Raw genomic sequence first — 22,495 nt, forward strand, 5'->3', positions numbered from 1 at the left:
TTTCCTCCCGGTGTACAACAAGAAGAAGATTTGGATGCTGTTAAATCCTTAAGATTGGTCTTTAATTTTTCAGGAGGAATACCGCATTTATCGGCAGCCAGACAATTGGTCTGCATACTGAGCAAATGAAACTCACCATTCGAAAATTCCAGTCCAAACCGACCAATCGTATCCATTTGATATTCCACCTCCACTTCAGCATCCTGGATACCTAATTTTGATTCGGAAAGTGAAATAATATCCAACAATTTCTTCGCACCAAGACGATGATCGAAATCATTGGCTTCCCATAATTGAAAATTGATTATCTTTTCAGTCCGCACTACCCCGCCACAATCAATAAAGTGACGCGTAATTTCTCCTATTTCGGTAACATGGAAATGGACCGGTATCTGTTCACCCGAAGGCAAACGGAATGAAATGGAAGATAAACCCTCCAGCGACTTTTTTACATCAGACAATAACATAACTCAATATTTATTTAACAACATTTTTTTTCAGAAGAATAATCCAGTAAAGCAGTAATGAACTTATCCAGTTCGTGTAATCGTTTTTCATCAATACAATAACAAACAGATGTCCCCTCAATAGAACCCTTGATCAATCCCACCTCTTTCAGCGCTTTTAAATGCTGCGATACGGTAGCCTGTGCCAGGGGTAATTCATCCACAATATCGCCACAAACACAACTTTGCTTTTTCATGAGAAATTCCATGATCGCTACTCTGGCGGGGTGACCCAGAGCCTTGAATAATTCCGCCGTTTTATTTTGGCGCGCGTTGAATTCATCACTTTTTGTAACACCCATCTTTTATCGTTTTATTGCTTTATTGCAATATTACGATTAATAATTGAAATAAAAAATCCCTTGCGGGATTTTTTAATCATTTTTTGTTTCAAGCTTACCATCAGCATGCTTAGCAAAGCGACCTTGCGTTTTAGGATGAACCTGATCGTACCTCGGCCAGGGCCAGCCTCCGAATTGGGTTTTATGGTAATCCTCGAATGCCTGATGAATTTCTTCTTTGGTATTCATTACAAATGGACCATATTGAATCACTTGTTCCGCAATGGGTCTGCCCTGTAACATCAATAAAGATGCAGGCTGATCTCCGTTCACGATTTCAATATTTTCGGAAGATTCCAGTTGCGCCGAATGATAGTATTCCAAATGAGTATCGCCCACCAGCAGATTTTTTCCTTCATAGAAATAAATCGTGCGGTTAATCCCCGCTACAATGGCAGGCATAGTAAAACGCGCTCCGGCTTCCATGTGAATCACCCAAATGGCAACATGATTTTCATTTTTAGCCGCCCAGGAATTAGGCGGAGGGGTCAAGGCACTATACTTGTCCAGAGACCCGGCAATCACTTCTATTTTTGTGACTTTTCCATTTTTATCCTTGAGATCTGCTACCGGAATATTTTCTTTCCAGAACATTTTAAAATGAGGCTCCACCATTTTGTCCTTTTTAGGCAGATTAAGCCAGATCTGAAAAAGTTCCATCGGATTTTCCTTATCGGAATGCAACAAAGGAAACATCTCAGAGTGCTGCACACCTTTACCTGCTGTCATCCACTGCACATCACCGTTCCCATATCTTCCTGCTGCGCCCAACGAATCTGCATGATCCACCAAACCTTTTCGCACTACGGTTACCGTTTCGAATCCACGATGGGGGTGACCAGGAAATCCGGGAATGGTTTTTCCATGATACATCCGGAAACCATCTTTAATGATAAAATCATCACCAAGGTGACGGCCAGACAGTGATACATCGGGACTCATATCTTCTTTTCCCTTCGGAAAAAAATCTTCATGATGTACGCAAAACAAAAAGGGATCTGCGGTCTCCCACTGGAAACCCATGCGTTTAATATTTCTGATGTTCTTTTTTTGTTCCATAAATTCTAAATAATCAGGATCTGTTTCTGAAACTGCTTTTGCAACAACCGGAGAAAAAGCGGCTCCTAAAAAGCCAAGTCCCATTCGCTTTAAAAAACTTTTCCGATTCATTTCTAAAAAATTAAATCTGAACTAAACGATCGCTTTCTTTTTGTTCTTTTTATAAAGCTCATAAATGATCCCATCCGACAAGCCCACTTTTGGAACGATCATCTCGGTTACATCAGCGTAACGCATTACAGCGAGATAAATATCCGCTGCAGGAAGAATTACATCGGCACGGTCGTCTCTTAATCCCAATTTAGAAATACGTTCTTCGAGGGAATAGGACGATAAATAAGTTTGAATTCGTTTGATATCGGCATAGGTGATGCTGTTATCTTCATCACTGCGGTTAATTTTTAAAATCCGGTTGATATTACCACCTGTACCAATGGCCTGAATTTCTTTGTGACTCGGATTTAATGTCTTCACCCATTCCTTCATATCCATCCAGCGCTTCTCATCCACCTTGCCTTTCAAAATACGAAGCGTTCCAATCTTAAAACTTTTCGATTTGATTTTCTCTCCATTCTCCAGTAAAGAAACTTCGGTGCTACCACCTCCAACGTCGATATAGAGATAACTTTTGTTTTTTTCGAATCGAAGTGTGTTAAACGTTGAAAAAATCAGTTCGGCTTCTTCATCCCCTTCAATGATCTCCAGTTTAATTCCTGTTTCTGCTTTAATGATATCCAGAATTTCCTTTCGGTTTTCCGCCTCACGCATCGCACTGGTGGCACAAGCCCGGAAATCCACCACCTCATAAACATCCATCAGATGTTTGTAGGCCTTCAAGGTTTTAACCAGCATTTTTATACGCTGATTGCTGATTTTTTTATCGGTAAATACATCCTCACCTAAACGCAATGGGACACGCGTGAGTGATATCTTTTTGATGCTGGTTTCATTTTTATCTTCTACCACATTGCCAATGAGTAATCGTCCGGCATTGGAACCTATATCTATAGCACCGTAAATCAATTCAGCTTAATTTTTTCTTTAAAAATAGAAGATATGCACTCTTCCATTGCAGAATTGGGGAAAAACTGCCCGAATTGTGAAAAACTTAGGGGAAATAGCGCTATTAAGTCTTATTTACCGGAATGCAGACGCTTTTTCAAATACGAATAGGTTTCCATTTGAGAGCGGAACTGGCTCTTACGGCCGAGTCCTTTGTACTTGTTCAATTGGTCCTTATCAATAATTCTGGCTTTCGATTCACCGCTGAGCTGAATATTCATCAAATCGAGAATTTCCTTGCGTAGAGTAGGATCGAAAATTGGAGTGGATACTTCAATTCGTCCATCCAGATTCCGTTGCATCCAATCGGCAGAGGAAATATATACCAACTCTTTTCCATCGTTGCAAAAAACAAATACCCTTGCATGCTCCAGGTAACGGTCAACAATACTTATCGCTTCAATGTTTTCACTGAGTCCTTTTATTCCCGGAACCAAAGAGCAAATTCCACGCACAACGATTTTTATTTTTACGCCGGCCTGACTAGCCCTGTACAACCAACGGATCATTTCCTCATCTACCAGATTATTTAGTTTCAAATGAATCCAGGCATCATGTTCGCGTTTGGCATTGTATATTTCCTGTTGAACCAATTCTATTAATCGCTTGCGTGCATTAAATGGAGAAACAAAGAGGTATTTAAAATTGGCGCGTTCGTAGTTCTTTCTGAAAAAATCAAATACTTTTTCAACCTCGGTGGTAATGCGGTCGTCGGCAGTTAATAGTGAGAAATCGGTGTATATCCGTGCATTCACTTCGTGAAAATTACCGGTTCCCACATGAGCAAAATTGATTTCCCTCTTTTTATCTTTTCGTGTAATCAAAATCAATTTCGAATGCACCTTTAATCCGGGAACGCCATAAATAACTTTTACGCCTTCATCCTGTAACTTGCGAGATAATTTTATGTTGTTTTCCTCATCAAAGCGTGCCTGTAATTCTACAACAGCGGTTACCTGTTTTCCATTCTTTGCTGCATTGATCAGTGCATTGATGATTTTCGATTTTTCTCCAACGCGATACAGGTTAATTTGAATGTGCGTCACCTTCGGATCTATCGCTGCTTCGCGCAGTAATTCGATGATGTATTCGAAGGACTGATATGGAAAATTCAGCAATACATCTTTTTTACGAACCACGTCCAATATACTCCGTTGTCCGTGTAGCTCAGGATGGATCAGTGGCTTCAATGGTTCGTATTGCAGCGAAGGATCTCCTATTCCGGGAAACTTGATGAAGTCCTTGAAATTATGATAGCGTCCGCCCGGAGTAATATTTTCATTGTTTTCTATTTTGAGTTTTTTCAAAATGAACAACAATAAATCCGGCGGCATTTCCTGATCGTAAATAAAGCGAACGGGTTGACCCTGTTTTCTTTTCTTTAAACTTTTTTGCACTTTCTCCACCAAGCCCTGCTGAACATCATCATCAATATCCAATTCCGCATCCCGCGTTAATTTTATAGTGTAGGCCTGATGTAAATCGTAATCGAAAATGGAAAATATTTCTCCAAGGCAATAACGAATTACGTCATCCAGTAAAATAATCGAGGTTTTGTCTTTCGACTCCACCGGCAATACCACAAAACGAGAAACAATTTGGGTGGGGACTTCAATTAAGGCATACTGATAATCGGACGTATTGTTCTTTCTCGACAATTTAATGGCGAGATAAATCATTTTATCCTTCAGGTTAATATGCTTGCTTTTTTTATCGAGCATAATCGGCACGAGCGTTTGTCGCACCGTGTGATTAAAATATTCCCGGACAAATTCGCCCTGTTCTTTGCTTAACTGTTTTTCGTTGACGTGGTGAATTCCTTTTGCAGCAAGTTTTTTAAGAATGATCTGAAACGTGAGATCAAATTCGCGTTGCTGAAGTGCAATGGTTTTCGAAATTTTTTCAAGGATTTTACGCGGATCAAAACCGAACTCTTTTTGCGAACGATTATCCAACAAGGTCATGCGTCGCAATGTAGCTACGCGCACCCGGAAAAACTCATCCATGTTACTGGAGAATATTCCTAAAAAACGTAAGCGTTCAATTAAGGGAACACGATCGTCGGATGCTTCCTGCAATACACGGGCATTAAATGAAAGCCAGCTCAAATCGCGATTGATCAGTTCTGTTTTTTCAAGTTTTTTTACCGGCGATTTCTTCACTGCCTTCGGCTCTTTGGCCAAGGTAACGGATGCTGACTTTTTCTTCTTCTTCACGGGTGAAGCTTTCCCCTTTTTTTTCAGCGCCATTTTATTTTTCTTTTTCCCGGCCATGAAAGTAAAGGCTAAAGGTTAATTATGTGTTAACCCAAAATTAGAGAATCTTCACATATGTGATTATTCATAATAACCCAGATATCGGGCTTTTCGCTTTTTTTCGCCTCCTAAAAAGACCGTAAAGCCAAATCCGGCAGAAAAAAACTGATAATTCCCCTGATTGTCACTATCCTTTAAACCACTAAAATTGGGCAAACACAGATTTTCCGGTCCATATTCAGCCCCGATGATGGTCCATGAAAACAAAAAAGAGAAACATAAATTTTCACCTGCCATTAGGGACAATGAGAGTTCCGGGTCAATAAACCAGGCGGATTGTCCATGTCCCTTGCTATCAGGATCGACCCCGGAGCAGGAATTGGAGAAGAAATTAAGAAAGGAATATCCGCCTTTCAGTCCAAACCCATAAAGAAACCGCGAATTGGCAAAACGCTCATAACCAAAAACGGCATAGGGAGAATGAATTTGAAGATTGGCATTAAGACTGGAGTTCACCTTAAAATCATTGATCTGAAAATAGGTATAACGATAACCACCGCCCGCATAAAAATAGCGCATCACCGGAAAGTGATAAGAAGCAAATGCATCAGCGATTCCATCAATCGTTTTCGCAAAAGCACTGTTGGCTACCGGGGTAGGAAGTTTAAATCCCGACTTAATCCCCATGCGGATATCAGGAATCTTTTCCTTTTTGGGTTCAGTCGTTTCTTCCTGCGCAAATACAGGAAGGGTCAGAAAAAGAATACATATGATCTGTAGGACTCGCATCAAACATTTTCGATTCTCAATTTACGCTGAATCTGCTGATCTGTTGTGTTTAAACACAAAAAATATTCACCATTAGCAAATTCGGTGGTTTCCAGCGATAATGCCAGTTCACCTGCAGCGGAAACTCCCTTGTGCAATACTTTTAAATCCTTCTCCTGTAAATCTTTTATCACCACGGTGATATCCCTTTCTTCGGGGAGATCGAAAATCAAATAGCTTTTCCCTGAGAGCGAACCTTCCTGCAATGACCGCAAGCGAATAAATGGCTTTTGATTCTTATTCGCCTGATTAATGGTACCCAGAATATATCGGTAACCGTAAAATGCCAATACTGCTCCGGTGGTAAGCATCAGCGAATAAAGTAAAACGGTGTAAAAAGCTGGTGTCATTTATAACGCAATTAAACCTTCGATGGTAAAGGCAGATTTATATTTTTCGATGATGGAATCAACACTCAACATCATTTCGCGTGCAGTGAGCGAAATGTATTTTCCATTGGCAGAAACCCGGGAATTGATTTCTGAAGATTCGTCGAATAAAGACATCACCAGTGCAAGGGAGTGGTTGTTATTGGGAACAATAAACTTAAACATGTAAATCGATGGCAGTCTCACTTCCTTTTCCAGTACTTTACGTAATTGCTCCAATCGCTCGGTGTTATCTGCCATGACCCTGTTTTAAAATTCTGTTTTTTTCCTCCTTAAAAGGAAGCAACAAATCTACGTTTTCCGAAGCGAAAGAAAAATCGGAATGTTTTATACTTTTCCGCATTGCGGAAGTATCCGGATATTTCGAGGGCATAACGGTTGGTTCAACGGCTAATTCTCCGGTTAAGCGAATAAATTCACGGTCCCACCATTGTTGTAGAACCTTCAATTCCCCTAGGTTTTTACGAAGAAGAGCAGCAGATTGGCTATTGGCCAAACGGGTTCTGCATTGGGCCAGTTGTTCATCGTAGAATTGAATCAGAGTCGACAAATCCCTTATTTCTTCCGGCAACACCAGGCTACTATCAAGGACTGCCTCCTCTCTCCCACCCAGAGCTTTCCAGGCTTCTTCCAGTGTATCCAGCTTTTTTAATCGCCCATCGATCAATAGCGGATGGGGAAAATTCTGCAGAAAATAATTCGCCAGCTCAAACAACAGTTCCTCATAGCGATCGGATCCCCCTTCTTCGGCAAATTCTTCTTCAGAAATGTTAAATATATTTAAAGCAGTAAAACGATCCATTCAGTTTAGCGTTATAGAACCATGAAAGCACTCTTCCCTCTTTTTGGCATCATTTGCCTCATCTTTGCATGCAGCAGCTCTCCTTCTGCAGAAGCAAAAATACACATTCCTCAACGAGATAGCAGCATCACCAAACTGGTGCTAAGCGAAAATGAATGGAAGGCTCGATTGAGTCCGCAACAATTTTACGTGCTCCGAAAAAAAGGAACCGAAAGAGCTTTTACAGGACAATACGAAAGCAACAAGAAAAAAGGCGATTACTACTGTGCGGGTTGTGGTCACTTACTTTTCAGCTCCAATGCAAAATTCGACTCCGGTACCGGATGGCCCAGCTTTTTTCAGGCTGCTAATAATTATTCGGTAGATGAACAGGAAGACCGCTCGGGAGGCGGATTAAGAATTGAGGTAGTTTGTGCAAAATGCGGCGGACATCTGGGTCACGTTTTTGATGATGGACCAAAACCTACCGGCCGGCGCTATTGCATCAATAGTGTCTCCTTACAATTCAAAGAGAAAAAATAAAAAAAGCCATCCCGTTGAGGATGGCTTTTTTTTGCAAATCAAATTTTTATTTTGACCGTGGTGTAATATTGATCAATTCAATTTCGAACACCAATGCTGAATAGGGAACAATATCTTCTCCGGCACCACGCTCGCCATAAGCCAGCTGGTATGGTAACCAGAATTTGAATTTGGAACCTTTGTTCATCAATTGAATTCCTTCAATCCAACCTTCAATTAATCCTCCGAAAGACACTTCAAATTTAAAGGTCTCATTTCTTCCATAGGAACTATCGAATTCTTTCCCGTTTAACAAGGTACCGCGGTAATGAACTTCAACCGAATCTCCCAATTGAGCCATAGGACCGCTCCCCTTTTTCAGGATTTCGTATTGGAGTCCCGACATGGTCGTTGTCACTTCTTTCCGTTTTTTATTTTCTTCCAGGAAGGCTTCTCCTTCACGTTTAACACCTTCGAATTGCGTTAAGGATGCTTCACGTTGTTTTGCGGCGCGGCTGGTTAAATATTCCCCAACAATCGATTGGCAGGAATCCTGATGCAGGGAAAGTTGTAATCCCTTAATGGCATCACCCAAACCACGAACCAGTAAATCTTTATTCAAAATAGAATCATGTCCTTGCATCTTCAGCATCATGGCAATGTCTTTACCAATAGAAACACCCATTGCATAGCTGATTTTATCATTGTTATTGGCAAATTCAACTTTTGCTTCTGAGTTTTCAGCATCAGAGCCACCGGTGCAGGAAGCGATGAAAAGTAAGGTTAGTGCGGAAAAAATAATTCGTTTCATGTACAGTTTATTTGAGCGCAAATGTAGGCAAAGGATTAATGCAAAAACACATTGAAAATCAAAAGCTGGGGGAAGGACTCAAAATGTTTACATTTGCCGGAAATTAACAGGATATGGCCTATTATATTTCCGGTATTCAGCAAATGGGAATTGGTGTTCCCGATGTAAACAAAATGTTTGCTTTCTATCGAAAAGCATTTGGTAACGACATCAAGATTTTTGAAGAAGCCGCACAGGCACCTTTAATGATTAATTATACCGGAGGAACCATTCACTCCCGCACCGCAACCATGGCGATTAATATGAACGGTGGAGGCGGATTTGAAATCTGGCAGTTTACCAGTCGCGGAACGGAAAAAGCAACGTTCGATATTCAGTTAGGAGATACCGGATTGTTTGCCACACGCATTAAATGCAAAGACGTAAAAGCGCAATTTGAGGACTATAAGAAAAAAGGCATTGCAACACTGAATGAACCTTGTTTAACACCCGGTGGTGAATTCCATTTTTTCCTCCATGATCCGAATGGAAATTTATTCGAAGTGGTAGAAGGAAAAGATTGGTTCAGCAACGACAAACACCTCTGTGGTGGCGTTGCAGGGTCCATGATTGGTGTAAGTGATATCGATAAAGCATTGTCGCTTTATTCCGGAATTTTAGGGTATGACAAGGTAGAATATGATGTAACCGGAACATTCGAAGATTTAAACATGATTCCCGGAGGAAACAGAAAATTCAGAAGAGTATTGCTTTCACATCGTGATGCCAGAAAAGGACCTTTCAGTCAATTACTCGGCGCAACGCGGATCGAACTGATTCAATTAACCGAAGAAAAAGGAAGAAAAATATTCGGAAATCGCTATTGGGGCGACTGGGGATTTATTCATTTATGTTTCGATGTGCGTAATATGGATGAATTAAAATCGGCTTGCGAAAAAGCAGGATATCCGTTTACGGTCGACAGTGGTTCTTCGTTCGATATGGGTGAAGCCGCGGGTCGTTTTTCCTATATCGAAGATCCGGATGGAACGTTAATTGAATTTGTGGAAACGCATAAACTTCCCATTCTGAAAAAACTGGGCTGGTACCTCAATTTAAAGAAACGAAACGCAGAAAAAGCATTACCGCATTGGATGTTGCGCACATTGCGATTTAGTCGCGTTAAAGATTAATTTTTCGCCTTCGAAAAATAAGTGTCGCGGATAAACCACAGGGTGATTCCGCAAAACACAATTCCTGCCGTAATCCATGGATGTTCACCAATGAGATCGAACAAATACATGGGAACCACGATCACAAAAAAGGGAAGAATAATTAAAATAAACACCAATATGGCAGGCGTTTGTACAGCATCCTCCATGGCGCTTCTATAGGCATCCATGGCTTGCAATAATGATTTTGAAACTGCTTGCTGATGTTTTTTGGTTTCTCCCACCATTTTCCATGCAAAGGATTTTCTGAAATTTTCCGTGCCGCAATAATTACATACCGACGAAAAACTTCCTTTCTGAATGGTTAATTCGGCATTGCAATGTTCGCAAGGTGATTTTACATCTTGCATGGCATCCGATTTTTTAAAATCCAATTCAGGCAACAATGCACGTCGTTTGGGAGAAATGATTCCGCGCGTTATAAACAGAATTAAAATCCAAAAAATGAGTGTAAAAAAAGAGATGCCAATAACCGCACTACCTATACTTCCCCATTGATCAATCCAGGCGTCAAAATCCGCTTTACGGTTCGACTCAATCAAAATAATCACAGGTGTAGCCACCAACCAAAGTATAAGCAACAGCAAGGCACTTCTCACCCAACGGGAAGTCATCCATTCTGCCTTTTTCCAATAGCGAATGGCTTCGTTTAAACGTCGCGCTGCAGCTTCTCGCCGACTCACAATTTCTTTCCATTCTTCCGGCAAGGAAAAGGGCGTACCACATTGCTCGCATTCATGCAAACTGCTGCTTAAAGGCAATGGTGCATGGCAGGAATTGCATTCAATTGCATCAATGGCGGGACCACTAAACGATTCAAGGTTTTTTTCTTTCCCTTTTTTATCTTCCCGCGATTTGCGGACCGATGGTTTAAACAAATTCACCGCAACGAAGTAGATGGTCCACAACAACAACAGCGGAAAAACCAGCGCCTGAAAAATCAGCGTATAAAAGGCAAAATGATACAACATGCTAATCTTGAATTATTTCCTAAAATATTCAATTCTGACGAATGAACGCGGATTTATCTTACTTGGGTTGAACAATTATTAACTTTGCGGCTATGTCGAACAAAATTTTTGTCACCGGTCCCGATGGTCTTTTAGGCAGCAACATCGTGCGCGAATTAATTGCACAAGGCTATGAAGTAAAAGCCATGGTTCAACCCGGACGTAAAACGGGAACACTAGACGGACTTCCCATCGAAAAGGTAGAAGGTGATTTATTAAATGGCGATCAGTTAAAAGAATTGATTAAAGGATGCCGCTTTGTACTTCATGGCGCAGCTTCTACTGCAATGTGGCCCGATAAAAACCCCATTGTTAGGAAAGTCAACATCGAAGGTACCCGCAATGTCCTCGAAGCTTGTGTGGCGAATCAGATAGAACGATTGGTTTACATCGGAACTGCTAATTCATTTGGATACGGAACCAAAGAACAACCCGGTGATGAAAATAAAGCATACAGCGCCGGTGTTTATCAAAACGATTACATGGATTCCAAATACCAGGCGCATTTACTAGTACTCGATTATGTAAAACGCGGATTAAATGCTGTTATCGTCAACCCCACCTTTATGTTGGGTCCCTATGATTCAGCACCAAGTTCCGGCGCAATGATTTTAGCAGTGGTAAAAGGACAAGTCCCCGGTTATTCCCCTGGCGGTAAAAATTACATCTGCGTAAAAGATGCAGCCAAAGGAGCGGTGAATGCGATTAAAATGGGACGAAGCGGCGAATCGTACATTATGGGGAATGAGAACCTCAACTATAAAGAAGCATTTGAAAAAATGGCAAAAGTGGCTGGTGTAAAAGCACCGAAAATGGCGGTTCCAAAATTTGCATTAATGCTTTATGGCGGATGGGGAAGTTTAATGGGAAGGATGACTGGAAAAGCACCCAAGGTGAGTAAAACCATGGCAAAAATTTCCTGTGCAGAATTTTATTATTCCTCTGCAAAAGCCGTTAAGGAAATTCAATTACCGCAAACGCCGATTGAACAAGGTATTCAGGAAGCCATCGATTGGTTTCGTGAAAATGGCTATCTTTCTTAAAATTTAGGTATGTCAATACGCATTTTCATTTCGGTATTGTTCGTGTTTTTTACTGTGTCGCTATTTGCACAAAACGATTCTTCACTCGTCGGAAAAATTGTTGTGGTAAAAACGTCGGACGGTAACCGGATCAAAGGAACTTTAATCTCGGACGATGGTCGTGAACTTACCATTACTTCTCCTGATCAGGGACGAGTTATTATTCCAAAATATGTGGTAACCTCTATTGAACCACTTACCGAAAAAAATTACAAATCCGATCAACTCGTAGAAACCAATCCCTACCCCAACTATTACCAATTATCGCCCTCCGCTATTCCCATGGATAAAAACGATATTCAGGTACGATTACCGGGATTATTTGCAGGCTCTGTAGATGTGTCTGCATCCGATAATTTATCGCTGCACTTCGGTGTTTTATCTTTTGCGGGATATTCCTTTGGAGGATGTTACCGGAAACAAACCGGTGAGAAAAATTATTTCGGCGGTGGAATTTTTGTTGGCGGTTTAATCGGCTCTTTTGGATATGGATCATCGTATTCCGATTATTCAGGAGCAATGGCACGTGCATTTTATACCCGCGGCGATAAAGAAAAAAATCTAAGCATCGGCGTTGGATACGGCACTACATTTAGTGGCAACTACAACCAATTTTTCATCAATGCAGGAGGAATGGTTCGGGTGAATGCAAAAATTATTCTGATGCTCGATGGATATGCGTTACCAAAAGAATCTGCAGGAACATTAGGTTGGGCAATGCGCATTCTCACCAAACGGGGAAATGCCTGGGATGTTGGAATACAATCTGTGATTTATCAGGATACTTATACTATTACACAACAAAACGGACAAACGCTGGTTAAAAAAGGAATTGCCGGATTCGGATTTCCATTTTTAGGCTGGTCACACAAATTTTAATACAGCATGAATTACGATTTCAGTTGGAAAGAAAGCGATTTCGTTCCATTTTTTACCATCATCACCGCTACTTTATTCTTCAGTATCTACTGGTTTATTTTTGCGTCGGAAAAAATCAAACTCAATTTTTATAAAAAATATCCGGATAACGATCAGGGAACCATTCGCCACGTATTATTCACCAAATACGCAGGATTCGTTTTAATGGGCCTAATTCCTGCCGTGTTGTTTTTGATTTTTGTCCCCAAATACACTTTATGCGATTACGGAATTGCATTTAACAAAGGAACAAACCTCATCACCTTGTATTGGTGTCTCGGCTTAGGTGCCATTATAATTCCCATGAATTTTTTCGCTGCACGCCGACCAAAAACCTTTGGCATGTATCCGCAAATTCGTGCTAAAGAATGGGATCGTTCATTGGTGTTTCGCTATTCATTAGCCTGGTGTGCTTATTTATTTGGCTATGAATTTTTATTCCGTGGTGTTTTATTTATTCCTCTCGTAGATACCATGGGTGTATGGCCGGCGATTGCCATTAACATTGCACTTTATGCCGCAACGCACATTCCAAAAGGCATGGACGAAACCATCGGTGCTGCTCCGCTTGGATTGGTATTGTGCTTAATTACATTGCAAACAGGAACCATTTGGGTGGCTTTTGTTGTGCATGTTTTTCTTGCGCTTTCCAATTCACTTTTTGCATTGAAGTTCCACCCGGAATTCAAAATGGTACCTCAGCGGAAAAAATAATTTTTACTTCGGAATTTTTTCGATTTTGATGATGTTCACCGGACAATTTCTGGCGGCTATCTGATTTTCTTCCAGCTCGTGATCATCCACCTGTACCTGGTAAAATCCTTTTTTATTGATGCTTCCAATTAAAGTACATTTTCCATCCTTGCGATTCATGCGCCAGCGATGAAAGGCTGCTTCTACACAAGCATTGCAACCAATGCACTTTTCCCTTTGCTGAATAATGCGAATCATCAGGCGTCGACTACCTTATACAGTTTATCGGAGGGACGAATCTTCTCGTTTATCACCACGGTGAAGACATCTCCTTTTTTCACCTTATCGGTGAGCTGATCATCCACCCGAATTTCATTTACGATGGTTTGAATAAATCCGGTAGTGGGACCCGTAATCATAATCTCCTCTCCCACCGAAAGCGTTTGTGTTTCGAGTTTAAATTCTCCGGCACCGGCTTTTTCAAAATATTTTAATCCTTTACCGATATAAACTTTTCGCTTCGTTGCTTTAGAACCATATTCATTATTCCATTCACCCATGGTGCGGCCCAGATAATATCCATCCCAAAAACCGCGGTTAAATACGGTTTCGAGTCGCTTCATCCATCCTTCTACTTTTTCCTGGGAATAGGTGCCATCCGTCCAGGCATCAATTGCCTCGCGGTAACATTGGGTAACGGTGTTAACATAATCGGCCGACCGACCACGTCCTTCAATTTTTAAAACTCGAACACCGGCATCCATTACCTGATCGAGAAAATTAATGGTGCAAAGATCCTTGGCCGACATGATATATTCATTGTCCACCTCAAATTCCACCCCTTCTTCCTTATCGGTTACGATATAACTTTTTCTGCAATTCTGAATACAAGCTCCACGGTTGGCAGATGCAAAATTGGAATGCAGACTCAAATAACATTTTCCCGAAACTGCCATGCACAATGCACCGTGAGCGAAAATTTCAATTTCAATCAGTTCACCTTTAGGTCCGCGAATATCTCTGCGTTTTATTTCACGGGTGATATCAGCCACTTGCTTTAAACTTAATTCACGGGCCATCACCATTACATCGGCGAACGAAGAATAAAATTCAATCGTATCGATGTTTGAAATATTTGCCTGAGTAGAAATATGCACTTCCATCTCAATTTTCTTCGCATAGTTCAGCACCGCATGATCCGCTGCAATAATGGCTGTAATTCCACTCTCTTTAGCTGCGTTAACGATCGATTTCATCAGCGAAATATCGTGATCGTAAAGCACCGTGTTTAGGGTGAGATAGGTTTTAATCTGATGTTCCTTTCCCACCTCGGCAATTTTGCGCAAATCGTCGATGGTGAAATTGTTCGAAGAACGCGCACGCATATTGAGCTGCTCCACCCCAAAATAAACACTGTCGCAACCGGCTTTTACGGCGGCCATCAGCGATTCCCAGGAACCGGCGGGTGACATCAACTCTACTTTATTGCTCATACTCATCAGATAATCTATGCTTAGAATGCAAAATTAATAATTTGGAACTCAACAGAAAAACGCTGTTCAATCTGTAGCCACATTAGCTATCTTTGCACTATGAAATATTTCGTAAGCGGATCTAACGGTTATATCGGTTCCTGGTTGGTAAAGGCACTGCGTGATGGCGGACATGAAGTTCATGCACTGGTTCGTGAACCTTCGCGTGCACGACACATTGAATCGCTGGGAGCCAAATTGTTTAAAGGCGATGTGCTCGACCCCCAATCCATTCGTGAAGCCATGGAAGGTACCGATGGAGCATTCCATATGGCCGCCTTTGCGAAAGTCTGGGCAAAAGATCCGAAGACCTTTTTCGACATGAATGTTGTTGCCACCAATCACATTTTGGATGCAGCAAAAGCATTGGGAGTAAAGCGCACGGTGGTGACAAGTACCGCAGGTGTATTCGGTGCTTCATTATACGGAACCATCAACGAAAACTCCTCCCGCGATCTCGATTTTTTTAATGAATACGAAAGTTCAAAAGCACTGAGCGAATCGAAAATCAAAGATTATGTCATTGATGGATTAGATGTGGTTATCGTTTCACCTACGCGGGTATACGGACCCTATCTGCAGGGAAATCCCGAATCGGTAACCTTGCTCATTGATAAATTTGTAAACGGAAGCTGGCGATTTATTCCGGGCGACGGAAGTAAAATCGGAAATTACGTTTATGTGGATGATGTAGTAAACGGTCATCTGCTTGCTATGGAAAAAGGAAGAAAAGGACATACCTACATCCTTGGAGGCACCAATCACGATTACAATGAATTTTTCGACACACTTAAACAAGTGAGTGGCGTTCGAAGAAGAATGATTCACATGCCGATTGGAATACAAATGATGTTTTCGCGCATTCAGTTATTGAAAACAAAATTCGGAGGCGAGCCATTGATTACACCCAAATGGATTGCCAAAGGAAAATACGATTGGAAAGTGGATCCATCCAAAGCCGTTAAGGAATTGGGATTAACCATTACTCCATTGGAAAAAGGACTAAGCCTGACTACTCAATGGGCTAAATCGCGAAAAAAATGATTGTATTCACTTCCGAAAAAAGAGAAACCATCCGTTGGGCAGGAGGTACAAGTACACAACTTTTTGTATTCCCAAGCGAAGCCACATTTGCAGAGCGAAATTTCGATTTTCGTTTTAGCACTGCAACTGTAGAAGTGGCAGAAACAGATTTCACTCATTTCCCCGGAATATACCGGCACCTGATGATTCTTGAAGGAGAATTGGAATTAACCCATCACGACCGTTACAGCAAGTTGATGCGTCCCTTTGATAAGGATCAATTTTGGGGCGACTGGAAAAGTTCTTCCAAAGGGAAAGTCCGCGATTTAAATCTGATGCTTAGAAATAACTGGACCGGATCTTTGCATCACTACGAATTCAAACCCGGAGAAAAAGCCGAATTTCATAATGAAGAAAGTCATTATGAATTGTATTATATTTTTAAAGGATCAGTTGCTCATATTGACGGGAGTCCATTTCTCAACGAAGGAGATGTACTGGTAATGGAGCCGGGCGATAGCAAAGCTTTACTGTTTGTAGTCAAAGAAAAACTCACCTTGCTTCTCGCAAAAGCAATTCCGCCATCACATGAGTGAATTAATTATTTTACGCGGACTACCCGGTGCAGGTAAATCAACTTTAGCGCAATTAATCAGCGAGGAAAATAAATACCCTGTTTTTTCAATCGACGATTATTTTACACAGCGCGAAAGTGGAGCATATCATTTCGATTTTCAGAAAAATCATTTAGCCTATCGTCAATGCCAAGAACATACGCTTCATGCCATGCAACGAAAAGAAAAGAAGATTATTCTTCATAATACATTTACGTTGGAATGGGAAATGGAGCCTTATTTTAAAATGGCCGCAGAAAATGGATATAGAGTTCATGTGCTAACCGTAGAGAATCGTCACCACGGAAAAAACATTCACGATATTCCGGATGAACAAATTGTAAAAATGGCCGAAAAATACAAAGTGGTGCTAAGCTAATGCCGCACCACTTTATAAAACAGATTATCAAAAAAATTATTTCTTCTTCGCTTTTTTCGCTGCAGGTTTTGCTTTTGCCGTCGATTTGGATGTAGCCGCTTTTGCTGCAGGTTTCGCTTTTGCCGAACTCACTTTTTTCGCTGCTGGTTTTTGTTTAGAGGCAGAAGCTGATTTTACAGGTTTAGCTTCCGGATCGTTAAACACACCCATTGCACAGAATTTAGCAATACGCTGAGAAACCAATTGATCAGGCTTCAATTTTTTCAATTGACCCAATTGATGAATGAGTTCATCCTTCACCGCCTGGTGCGCTGCTTCCGGATCATTGTGTGCCCCACCGAGTGGTTCTTTAATGATTCCGTCAATCAGTTTATTTTTCATCATATCGGTTGGCGTCAGTTTTAACGCCGTAGCCGCAATTTCTTTTTTCTCCCAGCTGCGGAATAAAATCGAAGAACATGACTCCGGTGAAATCACCGAATACCAGGTATTTTCCAACATCAATACGCGATCTCCCACGCCAATTCCCAATGCACCACCCGAAGCACCTTCGCCAAGGATAATGCAAATAACAGGAACGCGAAGTTTCATCATTTCATAAATGTTGCGTGCAATCGCTTCACCTTGTCCGCGCTCTTCCGCTTCCAATCCCGGATATGCACCCGGAGTGTCGATTAATGTAACAATAGGTTTATTGAATTTCTCGGCCAGCTTCATCAAACGCAAAGCCTTGCGGTAACCTTCCGGATTCGCCATTCCGAAATTTCGGTACTGACGCATCTTGAGGTTGATTCCTTTTTGGTGACCAATAAACATAACGGTTTGACCATCCACTTTTCCAAAACCGCCCACAATCGCTTTATCATCACGAACGTTTCTGTCGCCATGCAACTCCTGAAATGTTCCTTCGGTGATGTAATTGATATAGGCTAATGAATATGGACGATCAGGATGACGGGAAACCTGAACACGTTGCCAGGGGGTTAAATTGGCATAAATCTGTTTACGGGCATCCACAATTTTCTTTTCCAACACCTTCACCGCATCCGAAATATCTACTGGCGACTTCTCATTCAGTGCCTTTGCTTCCTCAATCTGGTGGTAAAGTTCCTCGATGGGTTTTTCAAAATCTAAAAAAGTAGCCATTGACTGATTATTGATTAGGGAGGCAAAAATACGAAGAATTCAGTAATCAGAACAAGGACTTTTTAACCCCTTTTCCCTTACCCATCCCTTTGTTTTTCAAACCTTTGCGCGATGAAAACAAGCCGTGAGGCTGATTCGGATTGGTCTTGATGCGATAGGTTACCCCCAATTGGATGGCTAAATAACCATCCTTATCGGTGTCATCGCCACGTTGCCTGCCCGCTTTGGTGGGGTCTAACTGATCACCCCAGTTGTAGCCCAGCGAAGGATCTGCAAGAGCGGCAGATACGGCTCCGAAATTATTGGCAAGTGAGGCGTTATCATAGTATACGGTACTCACATCATCCAGGTAATCTGAAATGGTAAAGCGATACGTGATTTCGAAATTTAAAATCCACTGCCGGTCCAGGGCATATCTAAATCCACCACCAACTGGAATTCCAAGTGTAATAGGTTTATACGGTTTAGCACCATTTTCTAAACCTTGCCCCTCGGTATGCAGTTTTCTTAATTTGTAGGTATGACCCTCATACTTTGCTTTCGGTTCGGAATAAACGAAGGCGAGTCCACCAAATAAATAAAAGGCATTGTTTTTATATTTCGATCCCATTAATCGTCCACGCTGATCCCGCAAATTGTAACGATGCGATTCCCACGAACGAAGTGGAAGAATAAGTTGAGCACAAGCGGCAAGATCAACTGTATTTGAAAAGAAACGGAGATTGCGGTTGTGCCGGAATTTCTCTTCGGTAAGTGCATCATCTCCGGCTAAACGGAAATAATTAATGTCGGACCTGAACATCAGATAGGGCGAAAAATATTTTCCGTAGCCAACCGAAACCGATGGTTTAAATAAACTCGTTTCCAGGTCCCAGATAAAATCAGATCCGATTTGATTTCTTCCTCCTAAATCGCCTAAAAAATTACTGGTTCCAATACCAACATGCAATTCGCGATTGTAGTTTTTCCATTCGGAAAGTATAGCCGCGTTTTGTGTCCACCCCAGTGATGGAAACAAAAAACATAACAATACAATATTCGTTGGGACCGAATGGATTTTCATGCAAGTAATACTTAGGCAAAAGTACCGACTTTACATTTCGTTTCCTTGGAAGCGCCTTTATGAAAAAGTGAAATTTTTTGAACGGGTCTTTACAGAATATTAACCTCACGCTCAAGCAGAATACCAAATTTATTGTTGATATCCTCCAGAATATTCGTACTCAGGTCGAAAATTTCTTGTCCACCCGCCCCGCCATGGTTCACCAAAACCAGGGCCTGAAGATGATGCACGCCGCAATGACCAACACGTTTTCCTTTCCAACCGGCTTTTTCAATAAGCCAACCTGCAGCGGCTTTAAAATTTCCGTTTTCGAGCGGATATACTACTGCATCGGGATAGTGTGCAAGTAATTGTTCTTTTTGTTCGGGAGTAATTTCCGGATTCTTAAAGAATGAACCCGCATTACCTGTTACTTTCGGATCAGGAAGTTTGCTTTGCCGGATTCGGATTACGGCATCTGATACAGCTTTGACTGTTAAATCGCGAATTCCCATTTTTTCCAGTTCCTGCTCAATTGCTCCATAATGCGTTTTAAGCACAGGCTGTTTTTTCAATGAGAAAGTAACTGAAACTATAATGTATTCCCCTTTTAATTCGCGCTTAAAAACACTTTCGCGATAGCCGAATTTACATTCTGCAGCCGTAAAACGATGGATTTCGAGTGTTTCGGTATGCAATGCTTCCAGCGAATGAAAACAGTCCTTCATTTCCACGCCGTAAGCTCCAATGTTTTGCATCGGTGCTGCACCAACACAACCCGGAATCAGCGAGAGATTTTCGAGTCCGCCATAATTCCTCTCCACCGTCCACATCACGAGTTCGTGCCATACTACTCCGCTTCCTGCTTTAACTAAAATTTCCTGCTCATCTTCCCGCACAATTTCAATACCGGGAATACGATTAAGCACCACTACTCCATTATAATTACTCCGGAACAACACATTGCTTCCACCACCTAGGACCATCAATGGCAAGGCCCTGAATTTCGGTTCCTCAATCAAAGATTGTAAGGTATTCACATCAGCAGCCTCCGCCACATAGCGGGCCGATACCTCTATTCCAAAGGTGTTATAAGCACGAAGCGAACAATTTTCCTGAAGCATCATAATGCAAATCTATTGGAAATGAAATCAAAATTTTAATGGCATTTCGGGAATAACTAACAATAAAAGACTCACAAAAGCGTGATTTAATCTCTATTTTCGCAATTCAATGAAACGACGAATTTCCGTAGCCGTAACCAACGACCTCCTCACCGATCAAAGGGTGCACAAGGTGTGTTTGTTTCTGCACGATAGAGGAAATTCAGTAAAGCTCATCGGACGAAGAAAAAAAAGCAGCGGAGAACTGGATGTTCGTCCCTACGCAACACGACGCATGAAACTCCTCTTCGAAAAGGGACCCCTATTTTATGCTGCGTTTAATTTGCGTTTGTTTTTCCAGCTCCTTTTTTCACCGAGTGATATTATTGTTGCCAACGATCTGGATACACTTCTGGCCTGCAAATGGGCGGCACGAATTAAACGGAATCAATTGGTATATGACAGTCACGAATACTTTACGGAGGTACCGGAATTAGTCGGACGACCCCGCGTACAGCGAATCTGGCAGCGGATTGAATCGTCTATTTTTCCAAAACTAAAACACATCATCACCGTTAATGATTCCATTGCCGATTTGTTTTTTCAACGCTATGGAAAACGTCCCGCAGTAGTCCGCAATATCCCTTCGGGAAAAGAACTTCCAGAAAAGAAAACACGCCAGGAATTAAATCTGCCCGAAGACAAATTCATTCTCATCATTCAGGGTGCGGGAATAAATGTTGACCGCGGTAATGAGGAGATGGTAGAAAGCATGAAATTTCTTCCGGAGTGTCTATTGCTGATCATCGGAAATGGGGATGTAGTAGATGCATTGAAAAAAAATGTGCAGGAGAATCACCTGCAGGAACGCGTTCTCTTTTTCCCGCGAATGCCCTATGCCGACATGATGCAATATACACGTAATGCAGATTTGGGGATTACGATGGATAAAGACACCAACATCAATTATCGCTTCAGTTTACCCAATAAAGTATTCGATTTTATCCGCGCAGGAATTCCGGTTTTTGCCTCTGATTTAACGGAGGTAAAAAGAATAGTATCCGGATTTGAAGTTGGAATAATCAGTGAAAATCATCAACCGGAAAACATTGCAAAACAAATCCGCGATTTGATGAACAATCAAACCCTGTATCTAAAATTAAAATCGAACACACGTTTTGCAGCGCAGGAATTAACCTGGGAAAATGAATGTGGAGAACTGGATAAAATTTACGGCGGACTCGGAGCCTGATTAAACTGTGCGCAGGGCCGTATATAAAATGTACATACTCAACAATCCGGCAGCAACACTAATAACAATATTCAACAAAGCCATTAAGGAATTTCCGGATTGAATTAATTGTAAATTTTCATAGGAGAAAGTACTAAAGGTGCTCAGTCCCCCACAAAATCCCGTTGCCAATAACAGATATAAACTCTCCGAATTTTTCGATTTTAAAAACAGGGCGACTAAAATTAAAATAATACCGGCAAGGACATTCACCAGCAATGTTCCCAAGGGAAATTTGGAATTCCACCACGATTGAATTTGTCCGCTGAGCAAATATCGCAGCACAGAACCTGCTCCTCCACCAATAAATACCATTAACAGATTCATACTGCAGGAATAATTTTTGGTTTTAGTTTCAGAAAAATAAAATAGACTATTCCGGCGGAAATCATTCCCCAAACTGCACCGACACTTACATCCGAAGGATAATGTACGCCGAGGTAAACTCTGCTATAGGCAACCAGTATGGCCGATGAAAACAAAACGAGTGTTGCTATTTTGTTCCGAATTAGCAATGAAAAAAACAAAGCCAGTGCAAAAAAGTTGGCGGCATGAGAGGAAATAAATCCGTATTGTCCTCCACAATATTGGTTCACCAAATGAAGCTGGTCCTTAAGCTCCAGGTTGTGACAGGGACGATACCTTAAAAACTGATTCTTGAATAAATGATTTGAACCGCTATCTGAAATGAGAATTAAAACCGAAACACAAAGCAGAATAAAAATCAATCCGCGCCAACCGGATTTCATCCAGGTCCAATAGGCCAGCAACAAGTAACCGGGAATCCAGAATAATTTAGAGGAAAGGGTCCACATGATAGAATCGAAAGCGGGAGAATGTGCATCATTGATTCGCAAAAGCCATTCATGATCCAATTGCTCCAGTGCTTCTATCATT

General features: G+C 41.4%; 27 protein-coding genes. 9 read left to right on the top strand and 18 right to left on the bottom strand.

Annotated features, from left to right (window positions below):
• From K1X56_10485 to K1X56_10525, 9 genes are all read right to left on the bottom strand, one after another.
• Positions 1–467: hypothetical protein (locus K1X56_10485; GenBank protein ID MBX7095141.1), on the bottom strand; the 467-nt coding region annotated here is incomplete at its 3' end.
• A 14-nt stretch (positions 468–481) separates the two neighbouring features.
• Entirely contained in the window at positions 482–808 is a 327-nt protein-coding gene (locus tag K1X56_10490; GenBank protein ID MBX7095142.1) for a metalloregulator ArsR/SmtB family transcription factor, read from the bottom strand.
• Positions 809–880: 72 nt separating this feature from the next.
• Complete coding sequence (locus K1X56_10495; GenBank protein ID MBX7095143.1) at positions 881–1,906, bottom strand: pirin family protein; 1,026 nt, start codon at positions 1,904–1,906, stop codon at positions 881–883.
• Between the two features lie 132 nt (positions 1,907–2,038).
• Positions 2,039–2,929 carry an exopolyphosphatase gene (locus K1X56_10500; protein MBX7095144.1) on the bottom strand — a complete coding sequence of 297 codons (891 nt, stop codon included), beginning with the start codon at positions 2,927–2,929 and terminating at the stop codon, positions 2,039–2,041.
• 110 nt (positions 2,930–3,039) lie between these two features.
• Complete coding sequence (gene ppk1 / locus K1X56_10505; protein ID MBX7095145.1) at positions 3,040–5,217, bottom strand: polyphosphate kinase 1; 2,178 nt, start codon at positions 5,215–5,217, stop codon at positions 3,040–3,042.
• Between the two features lie 87 nt (positions 5,218–5,304).
• Positions 5,305–6,015 carry a hypothetical protein gene (locus tag K1X56_10510; protein MBX7095146.1) on the bottom strand — a complete coding sequence of 237 codons (711 nt, stop codon included), beginning with the start codon at positions 6,013–6,015 and terminating at the stop codon, positions 5,305–5,307.
• Positions 6,012–6,401 carry a hypothetical protein gene (locus K1X56_10515; GenBank protein ID MBX7095147.1) on the bottom strand — a complete coding sequence of 130 codons (390 nt, stop codon included), beginning with the start codon at positions 6,399–6,401 and terminating at the stop codon, positions 6,012–6,014. The genes K1X56_10510 and K1X56_10515 overlap by 4 nt, the downstream gene beginning before the upstream one ends.
• A complete protein-coding gene (locus K1X56_10520) occupies positions 6,402–6,680 on the bottom strand; it encodes a DUF493 domain-containing protein (protein MBX7095148.1) in 279 nt (92 codons plus the stop codon).
• The gene (locus tag K1X56_10525) at positions 6,670–7,242 is read right to left on the bottom strand and encodes a hypothetical protein (GenBank protein ID MBX7095149.1); all 573 of its coding nucleotides are present in this window, start codon (positions 7,240–7,242) and stop codon (positions 6,670–6,672) included. Before K1X56_10525 ends, K1X56_10520 begins: the two co-directional genes overlap by 11 nt.
• Before the next feature lie 21 nt (positions 7,243–7,263).
• Here K1X56_10525 and msrB point away from each other — a divergent pair, with 21 nt between their 5' ends.
• The gene (gene msrB, locus K1X56_10530; protein ID MBX7095150.1) at positions 7,264–7,764 is read left to right on the top strand and encodes a peptide-methionine (R)-S-oxide reductase MsrB; all 501 of its coding nucleotides are present in this window, start codon (positions 7,264–7,266) and stop codon (positions 7,762–7,764) included.
• A 46-nt stretch (positions 7,765–7,810) separates the two neighbouring features.
• On the opposite strand, the gene K1X56_10535 is transcribed toward msrB, so the two are convergent.
• Positions 7,811–8,554: an FKBP-type peptidyl-prolyl cis-trans isomerase gene (locus tag K1X56_10535; protein ID MBX7095151.1), complete on the bottom strand. Its 744-nt coding sequence runs from the start codon at positions 8,552–8,554 to the stop codon at positions 7,811–7,813.
• A gap of 113 nt (positions 8,555–8,667) precedes the next feature.
• On the opposite strand from K1X56_10535, the gene K1X56_10540 reads away from it, so the two are divergent.
• Positions 8,668–9,726 carry a VOC family protein gene (locus K1X56_10540; GenBank protein ID MBX7095152.1) on the top strand — a complete coding sequence of 353 codons (1,059 nt, stop codon included), beginning with the start codon at positions 8,668–8,670 and terminating at the stop codon, positions 9,724–9,726.
• On the opposite strand, the gene K1X56_10545 is transcribed toward K1X56_10540, so the two are convergent.
• Positions 9,723–10,736, bottom strand: coding sequence for a hypothetical protein (locus K1X56_10545; protein ID MBX7095153.1), 1,014 nt, complete (start codon positions 10,734–10,736; stop codon positions 9,723–9,725). The genes K1X56_10540 and K1X56_10545 overlap by 4 nt on opposite strands.
• Before the next feature lie 92 nt (positions 10,737–10,828).
• Between K1X56_10545 and K1X56_10550 the strand changes: the two genes are divergently transcribed.
• From K1X56_10550 to K1X56_10560, 3 genes are read left to right on the top strand one after another with little or no spacing between them, the layout of a single operon-like run.
• Entirely contained in the window at positions 10,829–11,818 is a 990-nt protein-coding gene (locus tag K1X56_10550) for an SDR family oxidoreductase (GenBank protein ID MBX7095154.1), read from the top strand.
• A gap of 9 nt (positions 11,819–11,827) precedes the next feature.
• Positions 11,828–12,736 carry a hypothetical protein gene (locus tag K1X56_10555; protein ID MBX7095155.1) on the top strand — a complete coding sequence of 303 codons (909 nt, stop codon included), beginning with the start codon at positions 11,828–11,830 and terminating at the stop codon, positions 12,734–12,736.
• 6 nt (positions 12,737–12,742) lie between these two features.
• Positions 12,743–13,489: a CPBP family intramembrane metalloprotease gene (locus K1X56_10560; GenBank protein MBX7095156.1), complete on the top strand. Its 747-nt coding sequence runs from the start codon at positions 12,743–12,745 to the stop codon at positions 13,487–13,489.
• A gap of 3 nt (positions 13,490–13,492) precedes the next feature.
• On the opposite strand, the gene K1X56_10565 is transcribed toward K1X56_10560, so the two are convergent.
• Complete coding sequence (locus K1X56_10565) at positions 13,493–13,726, bottom strand: ferredoxin (GenBank protein MBX7095157.1); 234 nt, start codon at positions 13,724–13,726, stop codon at positions 13,493–13,495.
• Positions 13,726–14,967 (bottom strand): U32 family peptidase, encoded by a 1,242-nt coding sequence (locus tag K1X56_10570; protein ID MBX7095158.1) that lies wholly within the window; start codon positions 14,965–14,967, stop codon positions 13,726–13,728. Before K1X56_10570 ends, K1X56_10565 begins: the two co-directional genes overlap by 1 nt.
• A gap of 93 nt (positions 14,968–15,060) precedes the next feature.
• Between K1X56_10570 and K1X56_10575 the strand changes: the two genes are divergently transcribed.
• The 3 genes from K1X56_10575 to K1X56_10585 are packed head-to-tail and all read left to right on the top strand — an operon-like array spanning position 15,061 to position 17,016.
• Positions 15,061–16,044, top strand: a complete 984-nt coding sequence (locus K1X56_10575) for an SDR family oxidoreductase (protein MBX7095159.1) — start codon at positions 15,061–15,063, stop codon at positions 16,042–16,044.
• Positions 16,041–16,619, top strand: coding sequence for a HutD family protein (locus tag K1X56_10580; protein MBX7095160.1), 579 nt, complete (start codon positions 16,041–16,043; stop codon positions 16,617–16,619). Before K1X56_10575 ends, K1X56_10580 begins: the two co-directional genes overlap by 4 nt.
• A complete protein-coding gene (locus K1X56_10585) occupies positions 16,612–17,016 on the top strand; it encodes an ATP-binding protein (protein MBX7095161.1) in 405 nt (134 codons plus the stop codon). The genes K1X56_10580 and K1X56_10585 overlap by 8 nt, the downstream gene beginning before the upstream one ends.
• Positions 17,017–17,052: 36 nt before the next feature.
• On the opposite strand, the gene K1X56_10590 is transcribed toward K1X56_10585, so the two are convergent.
• The 3 genes from K1X56_10590 to murB all read right to left on the bottom strand — a co-directional run bounded on the left by K1X56_10590 (position 17,053) and on the right by murB (position 20,331).
• Positions 17,053–18,162, bottom strand: a complete 1,110-nt coding sequence (locus K1X56_10590; protein ID MBX7095162.1) for an acetyl-CoA carboxylase carboxyltransferase subunit alpha — start codon at positions 18,160–18,162, stop codon at positions 17,053–17,055.
• A gap of 46 nt (positions 18,163–18,208) precedes the next feature.
• Complete coding sequence (locus tag K1X56_10595) at positions 18,209–19,225, bottom strand: hypothetical protein (protein ID MBX7095163.1); 1,017 nt, start codon at positions 19,223–19,225, stop codon at positions 18,209–18,211.
• Between the two features lie 89 nt (positions 19,226–19,314).
• Positions 19,315–20,331, bottom strand: a complete 1,017-nt coding sequence (murB, locus tag K1X56_10600; protein ID MBX7095164.1) for a UDP-N-acetylmuramate dehydrogenase — start codon at positions 20,329–20,331, stop codon at positions 19,315–19,317.
• A 106-nt stretch (positions 20,332–20,437) separates the two neighbouring features.
• On the opposite strand from murB, the gene K1X56_10605 reads away from it, so the two are divergent.
• The gene (locus tag K1X56_10605) at positions 20,438–21,559 is read left to right on the top strand and encodes a glycosyltransferase (protein ID MBX7095165.1); all 1,122 of its coding nucleotides are present in this window, start codon (positions 20,438–20,440) and stop codon (positions 21,557–21,559) included.
• Here K1X56_10605 and crcB read toward each other — a convergent pair whose 3' ends face one another.
• Positions 21,560–21,925, bottom strand: coding sequence for a fluoride efflux transporter CrcB (crcB, locus tag K1X56_10610; GenBank protein ID MBX7095166.1), 366 nt, complete (start codon positions 21,923–21,925; stop codon positions 21,560–21,562).
• Positions 21,922–22,494 carry a phosphatase PAP2 family protein gene (locus tag K1X56_10615; GenBank protein MBX7095167.1) on the bottom strand — a complete coding sequence of 191 codons (573 nt, stop codon included), beginning with the start codon at positions 22,492–22,494 and terminating at the stop codon, positions 21,922–21,924. Before K1X56_10615 ends, crcB begins: the two co-directional genes overlap by 4 nt.
• Between the last annotated feature and the right edge of the window lies 1 nt (position 22,495).

Source organism: Flavobacteriales bacterium (genome assembly GCA_019694795.1).
In the GTDB taxonomy this organism is placed as follows: Bacteria; Bacteroidota; Bacteroidia; order Flavobacteriales_D; family UBA2798; genus UBA2798.